24 protein-coding genes are annotated in these 19022 nt (G+C 71.6%); 13 read left to right on the forward strand and 11 right to left on the reverse strand.

From position 1 onward, the window contains the following. Nucleotides 1–4 precede the first annotated feature (4 nt). The gene (locus AB0H81_RS02135; RefSeq protein WP_358367935.1) at nt 5–1708 is read right to left on the reverse strand and encodes an enoyl-CoA hydratase-related protein; all 1704 of its coding nucleotides are present in this window, start codon (nt 1706–1708) and stop codon (nt 5–7) included. 390 nt (nt 1709–2098) lie between these two features. Between AB0H81_RS02135 and AB0H81_RS02140 the strand changes: the two genes are divergently transcribed. Continuing rightward, nucleotides 2099–2638 carry a TIGR00730 family Rossman fold protein gene (locus tag AB0H81_RS02140; RefSeq protein ID WP_358367937.1) on the forward strand — a complete coding sequence of 180 codons (540 nt, stop codon included), beginning with the start codon at nt 2099–2101 and terminating at the stop codon, nt 2636–2638. A gap of 386 nt (nt 2639–3024) precedes the next feature. On the opposite strand, the gene AB0H81_RS02145 is transcribed toward AB0H81_RS02140, so the two are convergent. Both AB0H81_RS02145 and AB0H81_RS02150 read right to left on the reverse strand, forming a co-directional pair. Further along, entirely contained in the window at nt 3025–3279 is a 255-nt protein-coding gene (locus tag AB0H81_RS02145; protein WP_358367940.1) for a hypothetical protein, read from the reverse strand. Nucleotides 3280–3351: 72 nt separating this feature from the next. Beyond that, on the reverse strand, nt 3352–3864 hold the full coding sequence (locus tag AB0H81_RS02150; RefSeq protein WP_358367943.1) for a ribosomal protein L7/L12: 513 nt from the start codon (nt 3862–3864) through the stop codon (nt 3352–3354). Nucleotides 3865–4202: 338 nt separating this feature from the next. On the opposite strand from AB0H81_RS02150, the gene AB0H81_RS02155 reads away from it, so the two are divergent. Further along, nucleotides 4203–4466, forward strand: a complete 264-nt coding sequence (locus AB0H81_RS02155; protein ID WP_358367946.1) for a hypothetical protein — start codon at nt 4203–4205, stop codon at nt 4464–4466. A 103-nt stretch (nt 4467–4569) separates the two neighbouring features. On the opposite strand, the gene AB0H81_RS02160 is transcribed toward AB0H81_RS02155, so the two are convergent. From AB0H81_RS02160 to AB0H81_RS02170, 3 genes are all read right to left on the reverse strand, one after another. After that, nucleotides 4570–4944 (reverse strand): nuclear transport factor 2 family protein, encoded by a 375-nt coding sequence (locus AB0H81_RS02160; protein WP_358367949.1) that lies wholly within the window; start codon nt 4942–4944, stop codon nt 4570–4572. Between the two features lie 83 nt (nt 4945–5027). After that, nucleotides 5028–5333, reverse strand: a complete 306-nt coding sequence (locus AB0H81_RS02165; protein WP_358367952.1) for a DUF952 domain-containing protein — start codon at nt 5331–5333, stop codon at nt 5028–5030. Beyond that, nucleotides 5330–5884: a GNAT family N-acetyltransferase gene (locus tag AB0H81_RS02170; protein WP_358367954.1), complete on the reverse strand. Its 555-nt coding sequence runs from the start codon at nt 5882–5884 to the stop codon at nt 5330–5332. Before AB0H81_RS02170 ends, AB0H81_RS02165 begins: the two co-directional genes overlap by 4 nt. Nucleotides 5885–5994: 110 nt before the next feature. Here AB0H81_RS02170 and AB0H81_RS02175 point away from each other — a divergent pair, with 110 nt between their 5' ends. The 7 genes from AB0H81_RS02175 (at nt 5995) to AB0H81_RS02205 (ending at nt 11504) form a co-directional block, all read left to right on the forward strand. Next, nucleotides 5995–6180, forward strand: a complete 186-nt coding sequence (locus AB0H81_RS02175; protein WP_358367957.1) for a hypothetical protein — start codon at nt 5995–5997, stop codon at nt 6178–6180. Between the two features lie 157 nt (nt 6181–6337). Beyond that, nucleotides 6338–6622, forward strand: a complete 285-nt coding sequence (locus AB0H81_RS02180) for a hypothetical protein (RefSeq protein ID WP_358367960.1) — start codon at nt 6338–6340, stop codon at nt 6620–6622. Nucleotides 6623–6761: 139 nt separating this feature from the next. Next, nucleotides 6762–8054, forward strand: coding sequence for an FAD-binding oxidoreductase (locus AB0H81_RS02185; protein ID WP_358367963.1), 1293 nt, complete (start codon nt 6762–6764; stop codon nt 8052–8054). A 12-nt stretch (nt 8055–8066) separates the two neighbouring features. Next, nucleotides 8067–9044: a radical SAM protein gene (locus AB0H81_RS02190; RefSeq protein WP_358367966.1), complete on the forward strand. Its 978-nt coding sequence runs from the start codon at nt 8067–8069 to the stop codon at nt 9042–9044. A 139-nt stretch (nt 9045–9183) separates the two neighbouring features. Then, nucleotides 9184–10548, forward strand: a complete 1365-nt coding sequence (locus AB0H81_RS02195) for a hypothetical protein (RefSeq protein WP_358367968.1) — start codon at nt 9184–9186, stop codon at nt 10546–10548. A 135-nt stretch (nt 10549–10683) separates the two neighbouring features. Next, complete coding sequence (locus tag AB0H81_RS02200; protein WP_358367971.1) at nt 10684–10992, forward strand: hypothetical protein; 309 nt, start codon at nt 10684–10686, stop codon at nt 10990–10992. Continuing rightward, nucleotides 10989–11504, forward strand: coding sequence for a GNAT family N-acetyltransferase (locus tag AB0H81_RS02205; RefSeq protein WP_358367973.1), 516 nt, complete (start codon nt 10989–10991; stop codon nt 11502–11504). Before AB0H81_RS02200 ends, AB0H81_RS02205 begins: the two co-directional genes overlap by 4 nt. A gap of 69 nt (nt 11505–11573) precedes the next feature. On the opposite strand, the gene AB0H81_RS02210 is transcribed toward AB0H81_RS02205, so the two are convergent. Continuing rightward, on the reverse strand, nt 11574–11870 hold the full coding sequence (locus AB0H81_RS02210) for a putative quinol monooxygenase (protein ID WP_358367975.1): 297 nt from the start codon (nt 11868–11870) through the stop codon (nt 11574–11576). A gap of 44 nt (nt 11871–11914) precedes the next feature. Continuing rightward, the gene (locus tag AB0H81_RS02215) at nt 11915–12970 is read right to left on the reverse strand and encodes an aldo/keto reductase (protein WP_358367977.1); all 1056 of its coding nucleotides are present in this window, start codon (nt 12968–12970) and stop codon (nt 11915–11917) included. A gap of 177 nt (nt 12971–13147) precedes the next feature. Here AB0H81_RS02215 and AB0H81_RS02220 point away from each other — a divergent pair, with 177 nt between their 5' ends. Continuing rightward, a complete protein-coding gene (locus AB0H81_RS02220; protein WP_358367979.1) occupies nt 13148–14005 on the forward strand; it encodes a helix-turn-helix transcriptional regulator in 858 nt (285 codons plus the stop codon). Nucleotides 14006–14136: 131 nt separating this feature from the next. After that, nucleotides 14137–14298 (forward strand): hypothetical protein, encoded by a 162-nt coding sequence (locus AB0H81_RS02225; protein WP_358367982.1) that lies wholly within the window; start codon nt 14137–14139, stop codon nt 14296–14298. A gap of 31 nt (nt 14299–14329) precedes the next feature. Here the strand turns inward: AB0H81_RS02225 and AB0H81_RS02230 are convergent, their stop codons facing one another. Both AB0H81_RS02230 and AB0H81_RS02235 read right to left on the reverse strand, forming a co-directional pair. Next, complete coding sequence (locus AB0H81_RS02230) at nt 14330–15670, reverse strand: FAD-binding oxidoreductase (RefSeq protein ID WP_358367985.1); 1341 nt, start codon at nt 15668–15670, stop codon at nt 14330–14332. A gap of 132 nt (nt 15671–15802) precedes the next feature. Further along, nucleotides 15803–16387 carry a TetR/AcrR family transcriptional regulator gene (locus tag AB0H81_RS02235; RefSeq protein ID WP_358367987.1) on the reverse strand — a complete coding sequence of 195 codons (585 nt, stop codon included), beginning with the start codon at nt 16385–16387 and terminating at the stop codon, nt 15803–15805. A 76-nt stretch (nt 16388–16463) separates the two neighbouring features. Between AB0H81_RS02235 and AB0H81_RS02240 the strand changes: the two genes are divergently transcribed. Next, on the forward strand, nt 16464–16763 hold the full coding sequence (locus tag AB0H81_RS02240) for an antibiotic biosynthesis monooxygenase family protein (RefSeq protein WP_358367990.1): 300 nt from the start codon (nt 16464–16466) through the stop codon (nt 16761–16763). Then, nucleotides 16760–18427, forward strand: a complete 1668-nt coding sequence (locus AB0H81_RS02245; RefSeq protein ID WP_358367992.1) for a CDGSH iron-sulfur domain-containing protein — start codon at nt 16760–16762, stop codon at nt 18425–18427. Before AB0H81_RS02240 ends, AB0H81_RS02245 begins: the two co-directional genes overlap by 4 nt. Before the next feature lie 46 nt (nt 18428–18473). On the opposite strand, the gene AB0H81_RS02250 is transcribed toward AB0H81_RS02245, so the two are convergent. Next, nucleotides 18474–19013, reverse strand: a complete 540-nt coding sequence (locus AB0H81_RS02250; protein WP_358367995.1) for a PadR family transcriptional regulator — start codon at nt 19011–19013, stop codon at nt 18474–18476. Nucleotides 19014–19022 lie beyond the last annotated feature (9 nt).

Raw genomic sequence — 19022 nt, forward strand, 5'->3', positions numbered from 1 at the left:
TATCTCACATATGAGATGTAGCCACGTCCGCCCCCACCGACGCGCCGGACAACTCCCGATGCGCCGCCAAATGAGCAGGCGTCGCCTCCGCCTTACGCTTGCCCACGAACGCCGCCCGCGCAGCACGGAAACCGTGCCGGTCATCGAACATGTCCCGGCTCATCTCCGCCAGCTCCTCCACCCGGTAGGCCTCCAACGGCTTACGCCGCTCGTCCTCCTCCCGCTGCGCCCGCCGCGCCGCCAGCAACCGCCCATAACCAGGGTCGTGCGCCAGCCGCTCGGCGTAGTCGAGCACCGCCCGCTCGAACTCCAGCCGCGACCCCGGCAACACCTCATCGGCCAGGCCCAGCCCCACCGCCTCGGCCGCCCCCACAGGCAGCGCGTCCTGCGTCAGCCGCTCGGCGGCCGCCGCCCCGACACGCCGCGGCAGCGTGTACGTCCACAACTCCGAACCGAACAACCCCATGGTGCGGTAGTGAGGATTGAGCACCACGGCCTGACGCACCAGCACCCGATCGGCGCCCAGCCCCATCATGACGCCGCCCGCGCCCGCGTTGCCGCCGATCGAGGTGACCACCAGCTGCCCCGTGCAGGCCACGATCTCCCGGCACACCTGGTTGATGGCGTTGATGTTGACCCACGCCTCCATCTCCGGATGACGGGCCGACTCGATCACGTTGAGATGGATGCCGTTGGAGAACACCTCACCCCCGCGCACCACGAGCACCCGCGTGTCCTGCGCCACCGCGTAACGCAGCGCCGAGGCCAGCCGCCGGCACTGCTCACTGGACATGGCCCCGTTGTAGAAGTCGAAGCTCACCACCCCCACGCTCTCACTGCGGTCATAGGTGATCTCGCTGTAGCCGGTGCGCTCCTCGGCCGTGGCGGCCTGCTCACCGAGCACCGTGACCGCCGGCAGCTTGACCGCGCCCGGCTCGTCGCGCCGCAGATGCCCCACCCACACCGACCCGTCGCCGGTGTGCACCAGCAGCGCCCCCTCGCGCCGCCCCGCCACCGTCCCCGGCCGGCCGCTGAGCGCCGGCCCCCGATAGACGTCGAAAACCCTCAGCGAAATGCCCGCCAGGACGGCCCGCCCGCCGGGAGCACCGTCGGCGGCCCGTACGCGCCGCAGCACCGCCTCCGTGGGCTCCTCCCAGGAGAACTCACGGTCGGCGTGCCGCATCGCCGGCCGCAGCCGCCCCACCACCTCCGGCCGCCGATAGTCCAGCGGCGCCGGCGTGAACGAAGGATCGGCCGCCTTGGCCGCCACCTCGGCCACCAGCTCGACCGCGGCGTCGGCGACCGGCCCGTTGTACAGCGCCGACTTACGCGGCGGCTCGGCCGGCATCGGGAACATCCGGTAGCCCCAGATCGGGCCCCCGTCCATCTCCTCCACGGCCTGCAACGCCGTGACGCCCCAGCTCGGCTCGCCGTCCAGGATCGCCCAGTCCAGCGAGGACGGGCCGCGGTCGCCGGGCGGCCCCGGGTGGATGATGATCGTGCGCTGGCTCTGCCACAGCCGCGCCGGCACCTTCTCCTTCAAGAACGGGCAGATCACCAGATCGGGCTTGGCCAGCTGGACGGCCTCCAGCATCACCTGCTCCGACAGGGCCAGCTCGACCGTGACGTCGTGACCGGCCCGGCGCAGCTCCAGCCAGGCGCGCTGGGTCAGGCCGTTGAACGAGGAGCAGAGCAGCAGGATACGCAACGGGGGACTTCCTTCGATCTTCGTCGCATCAGGGGGAGGGGGCCGCCCCGGGGGTGGGCGCGCCGTGGCGCACGGGCGGGGCGCCTCAGCGGGGGAGGCGGGAGACGCCGTCCCACCGGTCCCGGACGTTTAAGACAGCCACATATGTCCCGTACATACATCGATGCTTACATGCCCGGGCAAGTAGTGCTGACATAACCCCGCAAAAAGCCGCCCTGTGCCGCACCAAACGTCCACGAATGACGGAATTTTTGCCGACCCGGCGCCACCCCCACCGCACCGGCCCCCCACCCACCCCGCGTCCGAAACCCCCCACGATCCGTAGGCCACCCCCCTCCAACGCGTCACCACCCCCCCAAACCCCACCCCGCCCGCCCGTACGGTGAAACCATGAACATCTGCGTCTTCCTGTCGGCCGCCGACCTCGCCGACACCTACACCCGACCGGCCCGCGCCTTCGCCGAACTCATCGGCAAGGGCGGCCACACCCTGGTGTGGGGAGGATCCGACGTCGGGCTCATGAAAGTCGTCGCCGACGGCGTGCACGACAGCGGCGGCCGCCTCATGGGCGTGTCCGTCCACTTCCTCGTCGACAAGGTCCGCACCGGCGTCGACGACATGGTCATCGCCCGCGACCTGGCCGAACGCAAAAAACTCCTGCTCGACAAGGCCGACGCCGTCGTCATCATGGTCGGCGGCACCGGAACCCTCGACGAGGCCACCGACATCCTGGAACTGAAGAAACACGGCCACACCGACAAGCCGATCGTGCTGCTCAACACCGCCGGCTTCTACGACGGCCTCAAGCAGCAGTTCCGGCGCATGGAGGACGAAGGCTTCCTGCCGCGCCCCCTGACAGAGCTCGTCCACTTCGCCGAGGAACCCGCCGACGCCATGACCTACCTGGAGCAGGCACTCGGCACCCGCTGACCCCACCTACGCGAGCCCGCGGCGGGGGAGCGGACCACACCCTCGAGTCCGCGCTCGCGCGGGGTGGGCCCGTGCGTGGACGCGATGCTCGAAGCTTCAACGACCGCTGCCAGGACGAGATGATCTTCCCCTGGGGGAGCGCGCCTTCCAGGTGAGCGACGACTGGCGGCACGCCAGGAGCCCCGGTACGTGGGCGATCCGCGCTTCGCCGCCGCCTACCGGCGCCCGGAGGGTGCGGCGTTCGTCCGTGACGGGCTGCACGAGTACGCGCGGACCCCGGATGCAGTCCTTGACCGCGGCGGTGACGCCGGTTCGCGCACAGATCTCATACCGAACAGAACCCACCTTCTGTCCGGTATGGGATAGTTCATGCAGGTCTGGGGTGGTCAGAGGCGGTTCACGAAGCGTGCGGCGGCGCGATGGCTCATGCCGGTCTCGCCGCGTACGAGGAAGACGGCTTCCTGGAGCTGACCCATGGCTTTCAGCTCACGGACGTGGTCGACCAGGTGGTCGCTGGGGGTGAGGCGGTTGCGGGGCCGCTGGGTCAGGCGGACCGCCAAGATGATCAAGTAGATGATCGCGATGGTGACGACGGCGGTGAGCGCGACGAGGCCCGGGGTGGAGATCGCCAGGCTGAGCATGAACTGATCGTAACCCGCCGGCGCCGCGCGCGTCAGGGCGCGGGGGTCTGAGCGGGCTTGCCCGCGGGAGTGTCAGGCGTCGCCGGCGGGCCGGGCCTCGGGCCGGGCCTCGGGGTGGTCGCGGACGGCGTCGACGAAGGCGGTGGCCTCGTCGTGGTCCATGCCGGTCTCGCCGCGTACGAGGAAGACGGCCTGTTCGGTGCGGCCGTCGCCTTTGAGGGCGCGGACGCGGGCGGCCAGGTCGCCGCTGTGGTCACTGGTGTGGCGGGCGGGCTGGGGCCGCAGGGCGGGGTGGTGGATGGGGCGGCCGTGGGCCAGGCCGTCGACGGCGTCCTTGGCTTGCTTCAGTCCCATGCCGGTGTGCTGGCGCAGCAGTTTGATGGCGTGGATCTGCTGGCCGGTGGCGGCCAGGTGGCGTACGCGGGCGTCGAGCTCCTGCGGGCTCGAGGCGCGGCCCGTCGCGGCCGGTGCGCCGCCTCGCGTGCCGCTTCGTGCGGCGCGGCTGATGGCGGCGACGGCGATGACGGCGGCGAACAGGGCGGCGAAGGCCAACAGGAGGATGATTTCGGGCGCGCCGAGGTTCATGTCCTTCATCGTAGGCGGCGCAATCCGGGCGTGATCGGGATATGTCGGATTGCTCGATAATGAACATTATGTCAAGTAAGGGCGCTTGTGACGGTGCGTGACCATGACGGAACGCTTGACCATCGGTGAATTTCCTGTCCCCTGGCGCCTGTGGCGTTTAGGGTGGGAAGCCTGCTATCGCGCCGCGAGAGGAGCAGCACGTGGGGACCGAGTCTGTTTTATGTCCGGTGTGCCAGGGGGTTCTACCCGCCTCCGGCCGGGAATCGTACACCGCCCTGAGGGGCCGGTTGATCGTGACGAACGGTTACTGCGCAGGTGGCTGCGAGGAGCGGCGGGCCGTGACGGAGCCGATCCGGCGGATGCCGCGTCAGGCTCCGGCGGTGCCGGGGGGCATGGTGCCGGGTGGTGTGGCGCCCGCTGCGGGTCCGGTGGCGGCCGGTGGTGCCGGGGTGGCGCCGCTCCCCCAGGCCCAGGCGGTGCCGGGGCACGGTGGTCCGGCGCGGGGCGCGTCGTATGAGCAGTCCTACGAGCAGTCGTATGAGCGGCCCTATGAGCAGGTGGCCGAGGCGCGGCTGGCGCCGGTCGTGCGGATCTCGGGCTGAGGTTTCGCGGCGGCGGGGTTCGGGCGGGGGTTGCCCTGCCTGGTCCGGGGTGGGTTGTCCCCGCTGGTGAGGGCTCCCGTGGTGGTGCGGGGGTTGTGCCGTGTCAGTGGTGGCCTTCGGTGGTGTGCCAGTAGTCGCGGGTTCGTACGGCTTGGCCGTGTTCGTTGAAGTGGGCGAAGACGCAGCCGGCGAGGGTGACGGGTGTGCCGTTGTCGTGGGCGTGGACGCGGAATTCGTTGGCGGCCTGGTCGCCGTCGACGATGGGGGTGGCGAAGGTGACGTGGGGGTCGGTTTCGCCGGTGAAGGACCAGCGGATGTAGTCGGCGATGGCTCCTCTCCCCCGGTGGGGTGGGCGGAAGGGCATCGAGGTGTGTTCGGCGTCGTCGGCGTAGAGGGTGATGAGGGCGTCGACGTCGTGGTGGGTCCAGGCGTGTTGCCAGGTGTCGGCGAAGCGTTGTGCGGCGGTTCGCGGGTCCATGGGGTCATTGTGGCGGCCCGCGGGGGGTGTGGGGGGCTGAACGGGGCCCGGGGGCCGCTCCCCCGCCGGGCCGGTCCTTGGTGTCAGGCGGTGGGCGGCTGGTAGGGGCGGATGGCGGTGACGGCGGTGAGCGGGAGCGGGCCGTACAGGTGGGGGAAGCCGTTCTCGAGGCGGACGTCGAGGCCGGTGGGGTCGATCTCCAGGACGAGGAGCGGCTCGGTGACGGCGCTGTAGTAGGTGTTGTGGACGCCGTCGAGTTGTGCGGTGTCGCGGCTGCAGTGGATGAAGCCCTCCTCGGCCAGGGTGCGGCCGAGGGTGGAGACGCGGTAGTCGCCGGTGTGCTGGGCGGCCTGCCAGTCGGTGGCGAGGGCGAGGTGGAGGATGGTCATGGTCTCCACTCGGTTTCGAGCATGGCGTAGATGACCTCGTCGGTCCATTCGCCCTTGACGATCTCGTTCTGGATGAGGTGGGCCTCGCGGCGCATGCCGAGTTTTTCCAGGACGCGGGCGGAGGCGGTGTTGCGGCCGTCGAGGCGGCCGACGATGCGGTGCAGGTGGAGTTCGTCGAAGCCGAGGCGGAGCATTGCGCGGGAGGCTTCGGTGGCGTAGCCGTGGCCGGCGTGGTCGGGGTTGATGATGTAGCCGATCTCGCCTTGGCGGTGTTCTTTGCTGGTCCACATGAGCAGGGCCATGCCGATGAGGGTGCCGGTGTCGCGCAGGGTGACGGCGAGGTTGATGCCGTCGCCTTCGTCGGCGATGGCGGTGCGGCTGATCTTGGTGTCGAGTCCGGCGCGGACGGCGTCGAGGTCGCGGGCTTGCCAGTAGAGGTAGCGGGTGACGTCGGGGCGGGATTCGTAGGCGTGGACGGCGTGCAGGTCGTCGTGGGTGAAGGGGCGCAGCAGGAGGCGCTGGGTGGTGATCGGGTAGTCGGGTTTGAGCACGGGGGCAGTGTAGGGAGGGGTGGTGGGGGGTGGCGAGCGGTTTGTCGCGGGGTCTGCCCGGGGGGTCGGGTGTCCTCTCCCCCGGGGTTGGTCGTTGGGGGTCAGTAGGGGTGGTTGTCGGGTTTGTTGGTCCAGGCGGCGTAGGCTTCGGCGCCGAGTTCGGGGTGGATCTGTTGGATGCGGATGCGGCGCTGGTGGAGGGGTTTTTGGAAGTCTTCGTATTGGAAGGCGTCGGAGAAGCCGATTTTGCTGGTGGCTTCGAGGTCGGCGCTGAACAGGACGGCGTCGATGCGTGACCAGTAGATGGCTCATGCACATGGGGCAGGATGCGCCGCTGGTGGAGAGGGTGCAGCCGGTGAGCATGCGGGCGCGTTCGGGCAGGGGGTCGGGTGATCCGTCGGGGCGTGGGATGAGGTGGAGGGTGGAGGTGTTCTGGTGTCTACGCTTGACCAGGTGAAACGTCATGCCATTCACGGTGGCGAGGGTGACGGCGCGACCGTCGTGATCTCCTCGAAGGTCCGCGAGGGCGGCGAGGAGGATTATCGGCGCTGGCAGCGGAGAATGACCGAGGCGATGCACCTGGAGGAGGTGTGTCCGCTGCTGGAGGAGTCGCCGGCGCTGGAGGTTCTCGCGGGGCGGGGCCCGGCCGGCGAGGTGGTGACGGCGGTGATCTCCCATCAGGTGCGGCCGGGCCGTGAGCTTGAGTTCCTGCACTGGCAGGAGGCGTCTTCGGGTTGATCGCGCGCTAGGCGGCTGTTCGAGGGGTGTTCGAATCTGTGTGTGGGGGGCCGGCGTGTCGGAGCGGGAGCTGGTCGGGCGGTTGCGGGGTTCGCTGGTGTGGCGGGGTGATGCCGGCTTTGAGGAGTTGCGGGCGGGGATGGTGTGGAACGCCGTGAAGCCGGAGCGCTCCCCCGAGGTGATCGTGCGGGTCGAGGACGAGCGGGACGTGGTGACGGCGGTGCGGCTGGCGCGGGCGTACGGGATGCGGGTGGCGGTGCGGTCGGGTGGGCACAACTGGGCCGGCTCGTCGCTGCGTGAGGGGGGCATGCTGATCGATGTGTCGCGGCTGGGCGGGTGGAGCGTCGATGCCGGCTCGTCGGTGGCGCTGGTGGGGCCTGCCGTGCGGGGGCGTGGGCTGGCGGGGGCGCTGGCGGGGTGTGGGCTGGCCTTCCCGGTGGGGCATTGCGGGTCGGTGGCGCTGGGCGGCTATCTGGCCAGCGGTGGTCTGGGCTGGAATCCGGGGGTCTGGGGGCCGGCGTGCCGGAGCGTCGCGGGGATCGAGGTGGTGACTGCGGGCGGTGAGGTGGTGTGGTGCGACGAGCGGGACAACGCCGATCTGTTCTGGGCGGCGCGGGGGGCGGGGCCTGGTCTGTTCGCCGTGGTGACGCGTTTTCGGCTGGGGGTGCACCGGTTGCCGGCGGTGATCGTGCGTAGTGCGTTCGTGTTCGCGCTGGAGGAGGTGGAGCGGGTGGCCTCGTGGGTGGATGAGGTGGCGGCGGTGTTGCCCGCGCGGGTGGAGCTGAGCGTGGTGCTCGGCACGGCGCAGGGTGGGTCGGGGCGCAAGGTGGTGTCGGTGACGGCCACGTGTTTCGCCGGGTCGCGGCAGGAGGCGCTGGGCTCGCTGGAGGCGTTCGCGGCGTGTCCGTGGGCGGGGCGGGCGCTGGAGCGGACGGTGGAGGGGCCGGTGGGGTTCGGGGCGCTGATGGATGCCTCCGACGCGTTGTGGCGGCGGGGTGATCGGTGCGCGGCCGACACGTTGTGGTCGATGCGGGAGCTGGCGGTGGTGCTGCCCGCTTTGGCGCGGGAGGTGGAGCGGGCGCCGTGGGGCAGGTCGCTGGTGCTGGCGTCGCCGGCGCCGCCCGTGCCGGGTGGGGGGTTGCCGGACATGGCGTTCTCGATGCTGGGTTCGAGCTATGTCGCGGCGTACGCGATCTGGGAGGATGCGGCGGATGACGAGGTGAACGCCGGCTGGTTGCGCGGGGCGATGGACCGTATCGGGCCGTTGGGGTCGGGGCACTACATCGGTGAGGTGGATCTGCAGGCTGGTGCGTCGCGTGTCCGGCGTTCGTTCGCGCCGGGGGCGTGGGAGCGGCTGGGGGCGGTGCGGGCGCGGTGGGATCCGGACGGTGTCTTCGAGCCGTTTCCGCGGGGCGGCTGGGAGGTGGGTTGAAAAGGGAGTCGAATGCGTGTTCCACTGGGTGGTGTGGGCTGGGACGCGCTTTCGCTGGTGGACGCGGTTGATGATCGTCCGCTGTTCGAGCGGCGTGCGGTGCTGCGGGGTGGGTTGTGGGAGATGCAGGCGCGCACGGTGATCGAGCGGCTGCCCGTGACGGCGGGGGTGTCGCAGCGGTGGGGGGTCTCCCCGTATCGGGGGTGTGCGCACGCGTGCCGGGGGTGTGGGGCGCGTGGGGGGCATCGCCGGTTGGGGCTGGATGCGGGGCGTGATTTCGACACGCGGATCGTGGTGCGGCCGAACGTGGTGGAGCGGTTGCGGGCGGAGCTGGCGCGCTGGGACGGTGAGCCGCTGGCGGTGGGGGTCGGGGGCGACTGTTATCAGGAGGCGGAGCGGACCTACCGGTTGATGCCGGGGGTGGTGCGGGCGCTGGGTGAGGCGGGGGTGCCGTTCACGGTCTATACGAAGAGTCCGCTGGTGGTGCGGGATGCGGAGGTGCTGGCGCGGGCGGGGGCTCGGGTGGCGGTGTCGATCGCGTTCGTGGACGAGCGGATCCGGCGGGCGGTGGAGCCGGGCGCGGTGGGGGCGCAGGCGCGGCTGGAGCTGGTCTCGGCGCTGGTGGAGGCGGGGGTGCAGTGCCGGGTGCTGATGGCGCCGGTGTTGCCGTTGCTCAGTGACGCGGCCGATCAGTTGGCGGCCACGGTGCGGCGGATCGCTTCGGCGGGTGCGGTGGCGGTGGAGCCGGTGGTGTTGCGGCTGCCGGCGGGGACGCGGTCGTGGTATCTGCAGTGGCTGGGTGAGGCGCATCCGGGGCTGGTGGCGCGGTATGAGGAGTTGTACGACGGGGCGGGGTTGCCGTCGCCGGAGTACGAGCGGCGGATCACGGGGCAGATCGAGCAGTTGTGCCGGGTGTACGGGATGGCGTGTGGTGCGGGCGAGCCGGTGGGGCGGGGGCGCCGGGATGGGGAGCAGTTGGCGCTGGTGTGAGGGGCGGGGTGGTGCCTGTCCCCCGGCTGGTTTTCCGGGTGTGCGGAAAGGTTGACCGCTAGTCTCGATATTGGTCACTTTTTGCCGTTATGGTGGCAGCCTCAAGCTGGATGATCTTCGTTCAGGAGGCTGAATCCCCATGTCTGGCTTAACCTCGAAGACCTCGAAGACCTCGAAAGCCCTGGGCGCCGCGGCGGCGGCGCTGGTGGTCGTGTTCGCCGGAGCGGGCGCCGCGACGGCCGCCGCCTCCCCCGCGCCGGCCGCGGCCACCGTCTACTACCTCGACAGCGCCGCCGGCAACGACGCGGCCGCCGGCACCTCGGCGGCCACGGCGTGGAAGACGCTGGCCAAGGCGTCGGCGGCGTCGCTGGCGCCCGGTTCGAAGCTGCTGCTGAAGCGGGGCGGCTCGTGGTCGGGGCAGCTGGAGATCAAGAGCTCGGGAACGGCGGCCGCGCCGATCGTCGTCGACGCCTACGGCACGGGCGCCGCGCCGATCGTGATGGGCGACGACGAGGCGTGCGTGGCCCTGACCGGCAGCAACATCGAGGTCTACAACCTGCAGGTCGGGGTGAGCCGTGACCAGGGCCGCTGCTCGTGGGCGGGGATCAAGGTGAGCGGCGACGACAACGTCGTGGAGAAGAACCTCATCACCGGTGCGGCGGCGGGGGTGTACATCGAGACTTCGGCGCGGTACACGGCGGTGACGAACAACGACTTCGTCGACAACAACCACATGAGCAAGCTGACGCCGAAGGAGGAGCACGCCAACGACGACTCGGGGGCGTTCGCGGTGCTGGTGCAGGGCGACGACTCCAACATCGGGTGGAACACCATCAGCGGGTCGGTGGCCTTCAGCTACGACTACGTCTTCGACGGCGCCGCAGTGGAGATCTTCATGGGGTCGCGCAACCGGGTGCACCACAATCTCGCCGTGGACAACGACACGTTCACCGAGCTGGGCACGAGCCGTGAGGACGACGGCACGAGCAACGACCCGGACGGCACGTCGGGCAACGTGTTCGAGTACAACGCGATCTACGGGTCGCGGACGCGGTCGGGTCTGGTGACGCGGGGCCCGGTGCACGACGACGGGCGGATCGAGACCAACGGGCCGGTGTTCGGCACGGTGTTCCGCAACAACTCGATGTACCTGCCCAACGCCGACTCCGAGGGCGTGGTGTGTGACGCGAGCTGCACCAACCAGCATCTGACGTTGTCGCAGAACATCGTGGTGGCGGCCAAGAAGATCGCCTACGCCGGAGCGGCGTTCACCGCCCATGACCACAACGTCTTCTACGGCGGGCAGTTCCAGATGTCGGCGGGGACGGCCAACGTGCGCAAGGACCCGAAGTTCGACCCGAACCGGCCGCTGCATCTGCTGGGTACCAGCCCGGCGATCGGGCTGGGGGTGACGAAGTTCAACGACGTCGACCTGGACGGTGTGGCGGTCGGGCAGGACGGGCGGATCGAGGCCGGCGCGTACGAGTACGTGGCCGCGGGCTGATCTCGCCTCGGGTGTGTTCCGCCCGCTTCCTTCGGTGTGGGGTCCCTGGGGGGATCGTCGCGGGGGCGGGCGGGCCACATCCCCATCGGGTCGTGGTCGGAGAAATGGGTGGACGGCGCTGCTAGCGTGCGGCGCATGAGTGTGGTGGATGTGGAGCGGTTCGTCGCCGACGGGTTCGTCAAGGTGGAGGGCGTGGCGCCGGGTGAGGTGGGCGACGAGGCACGGGGGTTGTTGTGGGAGCGGATCGGGCTCTCGCCACGGGAGCGGTCAGGGTGGAGGCGGCCGCGGTTCATGGCGCAGACGCCGGTGACGCTGCCTGAGCCCCTCTCCCCCGCCGGCGCGTCGGCGCCGGCGCGGGCGGCGTGGGGGCCGGTTGCGGCGCCGGAGAGGTCGGCGCCGGAGGGGGCGGCGCTGGAGGGGGCGGCGCTGGAGGGGGCGGCGTGAGCGGGGTGCGGATCCGGCCGGGTGGTGCCGGGGACGTGGCGGCGGTGCTGGCGATGTTCGACAGCGCGGTGGCGTGGCTGGTGAGCCGGGGCATCACGGGTCAGTGGGGTGAGCGGCCGTTCACCGGGGACGAGCGGCGCACGGAGCAGGTGCGGCAGTGGGCGGACGGCGGCGGGCTGCGCATCGCCGAGGTGGGCGGCCGGCCGGCCGGGTGCGTGAGCGTGGGCTCCCCCGCCGTGTACGTGGAGCCGGCGGGCGTGCCGGAGTTGTACGTGCAGGCGCTGGTGGTGGATCGGCGTTTCGGCGGGTCGGGTGTGGGGGCCGCGCTGCTGGACCGGGCGCTGGCCGAGGCCGGTGAGCGGGGGGTGGAGGTGCTGCGGGTGGACTGTTACGCCGGTGGCGACGGGCGGCTGGTGCGCTGGTATGAGGAGTGGGGGTTTGCCAGGGAGGCGCCGTTCAAGGTCGGCGAGTGGCCGGGGATGGTGCTGCGCCGTAGCGTGGCCGGGCTTTGACGGAGCCGGCGGAGGCTTCTGCGGTGGCGCGGTGCGGGGCCGCCCTGGTCGCCCTGGGCGGCCCCTGGTTCAGGCGGCGGGGAACGTGATCAGCCTGCGGATGGTGGCGGGCTGGGCGAGGACGTGCCGCAGGACCTGTTCGGCGTGCTGGAAGTGCGCGGTGGCGAGGTGCTCGGCCAGGGCTCGCGGGCCGGTCCACTGCCCCACGGTCAGCATGTGGGCGCCGTCGTTGGGGTCGGCGTAGGGCTGGTAGGCCAGGCAGCCGGGTTCGTCCAGGGACGGTTCGATCATGGCTTCCAGTGCCGTGCGGAGCCGGTCGTGCCGGCCGGGAGCGGCGAGGTACTCGGCGATGACCCAGACGGACATGGCGTGATCTTCTCTGTGGTCTCTTCTGTGGCTCTTTTCTGTGGTCACGGGCGGGCGGGGCCGGTCCCCGCGCCGGAGCTGGTGATTGCCGCGGCGATCTCGTCGAGGTCGGCGCGGGTCAACTCCACCGAAGCGGCGCCGATCCAGCCGTCGACCTGGGCCGGCTTGCGGGCTCCGACGATCGCGCCGGTGACGCCGGGCCAGGCCAGCGCCCAGGCGATGGCCACCTCGGCCACGCCGACGTCGTGGCGTTCGGCGATGGGGCGCAGCGCGCCGGCGAGCTCGAGGTTGGCGGGCAGGCCGGTGGTGAAGTCCTGGTGGGCGCGGCGCCAGTCGTCGGCGGGCAGGTTCGCCGCGCGCTGGGCGGAGAAGGCGCCGGTGAGCAGCCCGGACTGCAGCGGCGAGTAGACGATCACGCCGGTGTCGTGGGCGTGGGCCCAGGCGATCTCGGCGGCCGCGGACCGGTTGATCGCGGAGAACGGCGGCTGGATGACGTCGACGTGGGCGATCTGCTCGGCGGCCTCGAGCAGGTCGGGGGTGTGGTTGGACAGCCCGATCGCCCGGACCTTGCCTTCGGCCTTCAACTCGGCCATGACCTGCCAGTACTCCTCCAGCGGCGTGGCGTTGGGTGAGAGCGCCCCGAACCCGCCGCCGGCGTACTCCAGCGACTCGCCGGTGTCGGGATAGTGCACCTGGTACAGGTCGATGTGGTCGACGCCGAGCCGCCGCAGCGAGTCTTCGAGCTCGCGGCGGACGCTGGCGGGCTTCATGATGCGCCGGGGTGCGGCCGACGGGTTGTCCGGGTCCCAGACCAGGCCGGCCTTGGTGAACAGGTACGGGCGTTCGGTCTCGGGCAGGTCGGCGACGGCCTTGCCGACCAGTTCCTCCGAGTGGCCCAGGCCGTAGACGGCGGCGGTGTCGATCCAGTTGACGCCGGAGGTGACGGCGTGGCGGATGGCGGCGATCGACTCGGCGTCGTCGGTGGCGCCCCAGCCGAATCGCCAGCCTGAGCCTGACACCGCCCACGATCCGAAGCCCACGCGGGTGATCGTCATGTCGGTGCGGCCGAGCCGCTGCAGGGGCAGGTGGGAAGAGGTCACGGTGGGTGTGCTCCCTTGTGGGGTGACCGGCAGGGGCGTTGCTCGCCCGTGGCGGTGCCGGAGCCGTTCCGGCGTGCTCCACTGTCGGGCCGGTGGTGGCGGGGCAGCCAGGGCCAGGTGGTGCCTGGGCACGCCGTGACCAGGCAGCATCGGCCGGCGGCCGCGATACTGGGGGGCATGGTGGTGGATCGACGTGCCGAGCTGGGCGAGTTCCTGCGCTCGCGGCGGGCCCGGTTGCGTCCGGAGGAGTTCGGGCTGTCGGCCTACGGGCAGCGGCGTCGTGTCCCGGGACTGCGGCGGGAGGAGCTGGCGCAGCTGGCCGGGGTCAGCGTCGACCACTACATCCGGCTGGAGCAGGGGCGTAGCCTGCGTTTCTCGGCGGAGGTCCTGGACGCGGTCGCGCGGGCGCTGCGGCTGGACGACGCCGAACGGGCGCACCTGCACCGTCTGGCGCGGCCGGACCCGGCCGGGGCGCCCGAGGCCGTCCGGCGTCCGCCTCTGCGTCCGGGGATCGCGCGGCTGCTGGGGTCGATCGATGACGTGCCGGCCTATCTGGTGGACCACAACACCACCGTGCTGGCCTGGAACCGGGTGGCCGCCGCGCTGATCACCGACTTCGGTGCGCTGGATGCGCAGCAGCGCAACATGGCCCGGATGACCTTCCTGGATGAGGGCATACGCCGGCTGTACGCCGACTGGTCGCAGCGGACCCGTGACATCGTCGGCTTCCTGCGGCTGGATGCCGGTCGCTGGCCCGCCGATCCGTCCACGGCGGTCCTGGTGAAGGAGCTGTCGGCCGCGAGTGCGGAGTTTCGGGAGTTGTGGGCGGAGCACGAGGTGAAGGACAAAGGGCACGGGCGGTACCTGTACCGGCATCCTGTGGTCGGTGAGCTGGAGCTGGCCTATGAGACCCTGCGGCTGCCGGACGAGCCGGGGCTGGCTCTGGTCGTGCACACCGCGGACGAGGGGTCGCCTTCGCACGCCGCGCTGCGGCTGCTGGCCTCCTGGGCCGGCCAGGTTATGCCCGCCGGCTGAACCGGCCCGCAGGCGCGCGCCCAGCGCGTGCACGCGTCGTTGTGGCGTATCGCGCAGCGGCACGCGGCCACCGATGAGCAGCGCCGCCGGCAGGTCCATCCTGGAGCCTGCTGCACCTGGTCCGCGGCGAGTTGGACGCTCTGGAGGCCGGGCTCCTGCAGATGGCGCGGGGCCGCGGCATGACCTGGCAGGACATCGCGTTCGGGCTCGGGCTGGGCACGCCGCAGGCCGCCAGGCAGCGCTACGAACGACTGGCCGGCCGCGCCACCATCGACGCGGAAGACCTGGTCTAGGAGGGGGTGCCGGCGGCCGGCGGTCGCCTGATCAGTGAGGCCGGACGTTGTGGTTGCCGGCGAACAGGTTGCCGGGGTCGTACTGCCGCTTGACCGCCGCGAGCCGCTGATAGGTCCGCGCCGGGTAGATCGCGGCGACGTCCTCCTCGGTGGCGGTGGAGAGGAAGTTGGCGTAGGCGCCGTTGACGTGCGGCGCGAGCCTGCCCCAGATCGCTTCCAGGCCGGGACGGGCGGCCTCGACGACCGGCTGCGGGCCGGCGGTGGTGGTCACGACCATCAACTCCGCCTGACGGTGCGCGTAAGCGGTCGCCTCGCCTGGCACCCGGGACACCGCGCCGCCGACGCTGCGCACGCAGATGAACGGCGACCCCGGCGTTCTCCCCGCCTCGGCGAGGATTCGAAGGACTTCGGGCACCGAGGGCCGCTCGACGAAGGCGCTGCGGGTGAGGAGCCGGATGCCGGGCGGCGGGGTCGCGCCGTCGGCGAGGGTGTCGGCGTACGGCCTGAGCGTGACATCGTCGTCGATCACCGTGCCCAGAGCGCGGATCGGGTCGATGGCCCGGGCCGCCGGCCGCGGGTCGTCGCCGTCGAAGGCGACCTGGATCTCGAGCGGCGCTTCGGGCCCGCCGGCGAACGGGTTGGCGAAGCCGGCGATGGAGGTGAGCTCCTCGGGGGCGGTGCGCAGGTGGTCGGCCCAGCCCTGCAGCACGCCGGCCAGCTCCGCCGCCGGGAAGACGATCCTGCCGTGGAAGACGTCCGTCGTCGGGTGGGCGGCGAAGTCGAAGGCGGTCACGATGCCGGCATTGCCGCCGCCGCCGCGGATCGCCCAGAACAGCTCCGGGTTGTCCTGCGCGCTCGCACGCACGACGTCGCCGCCGGCGGTGACCACCTGCGCGGCGACCACGTTGTCCAGGGCCAGGCCGTACTTCCTGACCTTCCAGCCGATGCCGCCGCTCAACGTCAGCCCGCCGACGCCGACGCTCCTGGTGTCGCCCGAGGAGATCGCCAGGCCGTGCGGGGCCAGTGCCGCCGCGACCTGGCCCCAGGTGGCGCCGCCGCCGATGCGCACCAGGTGTCGTTCCTTGTCGATGACCTCGACGTTCGCGAGCTCGCGAAGGTCGATCACGACGCCGCCGTCGTTGGTGCCGAAGCCCGCGAAGGCATGGCCGCCGCCCCGCACGGACAGGGCGAGGTTGGCGCCGGCGGCGAATCTGACCCCCGCCCGCACGTCCCCGACGCCGGTGGGCCGCAGCACATAGGCGGGAGTCCCGGCGGCCGGCAGCGAGCGGCCGGCCGTTGCGTACTGCGCCGCGCCCGGTTCGATGATGTCGCCGCCGAAGTCGCGGCGCAGGGTTTCCAGCGCTGAGCTCATGATGTTTCCTTCCGCGTTGTGCCGACCGGCCGGGCGGTCGCCGGCGGGTCGTTGCCCACAAGATGCCGGCGACGCGGTTCTTGTGACAGCTCGCCGAGGTGACCTGCGCCACAGCGGGCGGCGGGGAAGGGTCTACGTGGGCGGTCGGTGGCCGCCGAGGGCGCGCCAGATGAGGGCCGCGGTCCGCTCCGGCCAGCGGGGCGGCGGGGCGGGTTCGGCCAGCGCCCGGCCGTACCAGCTGCCCGTGCACATGGTGACGGCGATCTCCAGGTCGGCGTCGGCGTCGATGAGGCCGGCCTGTTGCGCCGAGCGGAGGATGGCGAGGATGCGGCGGCGCCGGGGGGCGATCACGCGGGCGCGGTAGCGGGCGAGCACCTCGGGTTCGGTGGTGTCCTGGAGCATGGTGCCGACGAGCGAGAGCCGGCCCGGCCGGGAGACGCCGCGTTCGAAGTCGGCCAGTTCGGCGACCAGCGCCGTGTAGGGGTCGGCCGGCGGGCTGGGCTGCTGCTCCTCGGTCATGCTCGCCACTGCGGCGGCGGCGAGCTCCGCCTTGCCCGGCCACCTGCGATACAGGGCCGGGCGGGTGGTGCCCGCCTCTTGGGCGACGGCGGCCAGTGACATCCGCTCGTAGCCGTAGACGGCCAGGTGCCGCCGGGCGACGGCCAGGATCCGGTCGTCGATGCTGGCGTCGCGCGTTCGCCCGGTCTTGCGTGTCATGCCCCCACCTGTTTCATTACAATGCTGTAATGTAACGAAAGTCTTCCCAGACTTCACTCTACAAAGGAGTCCCCCCGTGGTCATCGAATACATCCGCTACACGGTGCCCGCCGGCCGGGCCGAGGAGTTCGAGCAGGCCTACAAGAGGGCATCCGGCGTGCTCGACGACGATCCGCACTGCCTGGCCTACGAGGTCGCCCGCGGCGTCGAGGAGCCCGAGCACTACACGGTGCGCATCGAATGGGACTCCATCGAGGGCCACGAGCAGGGCTTTCGCCGCAGCCCCCGCTTCGCCGAGTTCTTCGCAGCCGTCAAGCCCTTCTTCTCCGCCATCGAGGAGATGAAGCACTACGACGCCAGGTTCGCAGCCCGATGAACACCGCCGAGCTGCTGGCGCGCGCCCGCCTGCTCAACCGCGATCTGGCGCCGGGCGAGCCCCTTGCCGAAACCGTCATCAGGCCGCTGAGCGCGGCGGTCTCCGAGGACGAGCCGGCGATCACCGAGGACGGCTCCCCCGCCGGGCGCCTGTGGGAGCTGGCCAAGGACGCCACGCGCCTGCGCGCCATGCCCGGCGCGCACCAGGGCCTCATCGAGGCCACGGCCGCGTTGCAGCACCTGGCCTGCCTGTTCGCCGAGGACGCCGGCCGCCTGGGCGAGCGGATCTCGGAGCTCGCCGCCATCCAGGGCGGGCTGGAACCGGGCATCGACGTCGCCACCGACGGCCCGTACCTGGTCACCAACGTCTCCCGGGTCACCACCTGGCTGGGCGAGCCCGTCCAGACGTTCCCGCAGATGGCGCTGTGCCGATGCGGCCGATCCGCCACCAAGCCCTTGTGCGACGGCAGCCATGCCCGTGCCGGGTTCAGCGGCGCCAAGGACCCCGCCAGGGTGCCCGACCGGCTCGACACCTTCGAAGGCGTGCAGGTCACCGTGCTGGACAACCGTGGCGTGTGTGCCCACTCGGGCCTGTGCACCGATCGGCTGCCCGCGGTGTTCCGGGTGGGTGAGGAGCCGTTCGTGGCGCCCAGCGGCGGCCGGGCCGACGAGATCGTCCGGGCCGTGCGCGCGTGCCCGTCCGGCGCCCTCGGCGCCGTCATCGACGCTCACCAGGTGCCCGGCCCGCGACGCGAGCCCGCCATCGAGGTGTCCAAGGACGGCCCCTACCGGATCACCGGCGGCCTCCCGCTCGACGGCGACGCCTCCCGGGAGCACTACAGCCTGTGCCGGTGCGGCCACTCCCGCAACAAGCCGCTGTGCAGCGGCATGCACTACTACGTGGGCTTCGCCGACCCGCCGCCGTCGCCGGAGCCCACGCTGTTCGAATGGGCCGGCGGCCTGCCGGCGCTGAGGCGGATGACGCACATCTTCTACGAGAAGTACGTCCCGCAGGACGACCTGCTCGCTCCCCTGTTCGCCCGGATGTCACCCGACCATCCCGAACGCGTCGCCGCGTGGCTCGCGGAGACGTTCGGCGGCCCCAAGCTCTACACCGAACAGTACGGCGGCTACGACCACATGGTCGCCGAGCACGCCGGCAAGGCCCTGACCGAACAATGGCGAGCCCGCTGGGCGCAGCTCATCAGCCTGGCCGCCGACGACGCCGCACTGCCCACCGACCCGGAGTTTCGGGCCGCCTTCGCCGGCTACATCGAATGGGGATCGAGGATCGCGCTGGAGAACTCCCAGCCCGGCGCGGCGCCTGCGCCGCACATGCCGGTGCCCCGATGGTGGTGGGTGTGCGAGGCCAGGCCCGGCTCCCGCGTCTCCGCCCTGGCGCCACCCGCCCCACCCGTTCAGGTGGCGATCCCGGCGCCCGGCCATCAGGTCGGTTTCGCCGAGCACATCAAGCCGCTGTTTCGCGCGATGGACCGCACGTCGATGAGCTTCGCCTTCGACCTGTGGTCGCACGACGACGTCGCCGAGCACGCCGAGGCCATCTTGCGGCGGCTGCGCCAGGGCGGCATGCCCTGCGACGGCGCCTGGCCCGCCGAGCACGTCGACCTGTTCGCCCGATGGATCGCCGAGGGATGCTCGCCGTGAGCGTGCTCGCGCCGGGCGCGCTCGCGGACGACGGCGGCCGCTGCCGCTATCGGCGCGCCGCCTGAGCGTCGAGCAGTCGCTGGAGGTCGGCCAGGAGGTGGGCGTCGGCCGCCAGATGCGCCTCGGCGTTGGCGAACAGGGCGTCGGCCAGCGGTGACAAGCCCGCTTTCGCCTCGCGTCCGGCGGCCAGGACCGCGCGCCTTTCCTCCAGGTCCCGGGCGGAGGCTGCGACCAGGTCCCGCGCCTCGCCCGAGTCCAGCTGGGTGTGCCAGCGCAGCGCCAGGGCGAAGTCGGAGCGGGCGGAGTGGGGCGGGGCGGCCAGGGCCTTGCGCAGCAGGTCGCGCAGCGTGCGGCGGCCCTCGGCCGTGATGGCGTAGACACGCCTGAGCCGGTCGCCCGTGCGCTCCTGCGCGTGGGTGCGCGCCAGCCCCTCCTCCTCCAGCTTGGCCAGCGCGTGGTAGATCGAGCCGGGCTTGACGTCGGTCCACTGCTCCAGCGCCCCGGCGCTCACCATCTGGTTGATCTCGTAGCCGTGCCGTGGCCCCTCATTGAGCAGGCCCAGGACGAGCAGGCGGGTCGAGGACACGCAACACCT

Origin of the sequence: Nonomuraea sp. NPDC050691 (assembly GCF_040654455.1) — a bacterium.
GTDB lineage: Bacteria > Actinomycetota > Actinomycetes > Streptosporangiales > Streptosporangiaceae > Nonomuraea.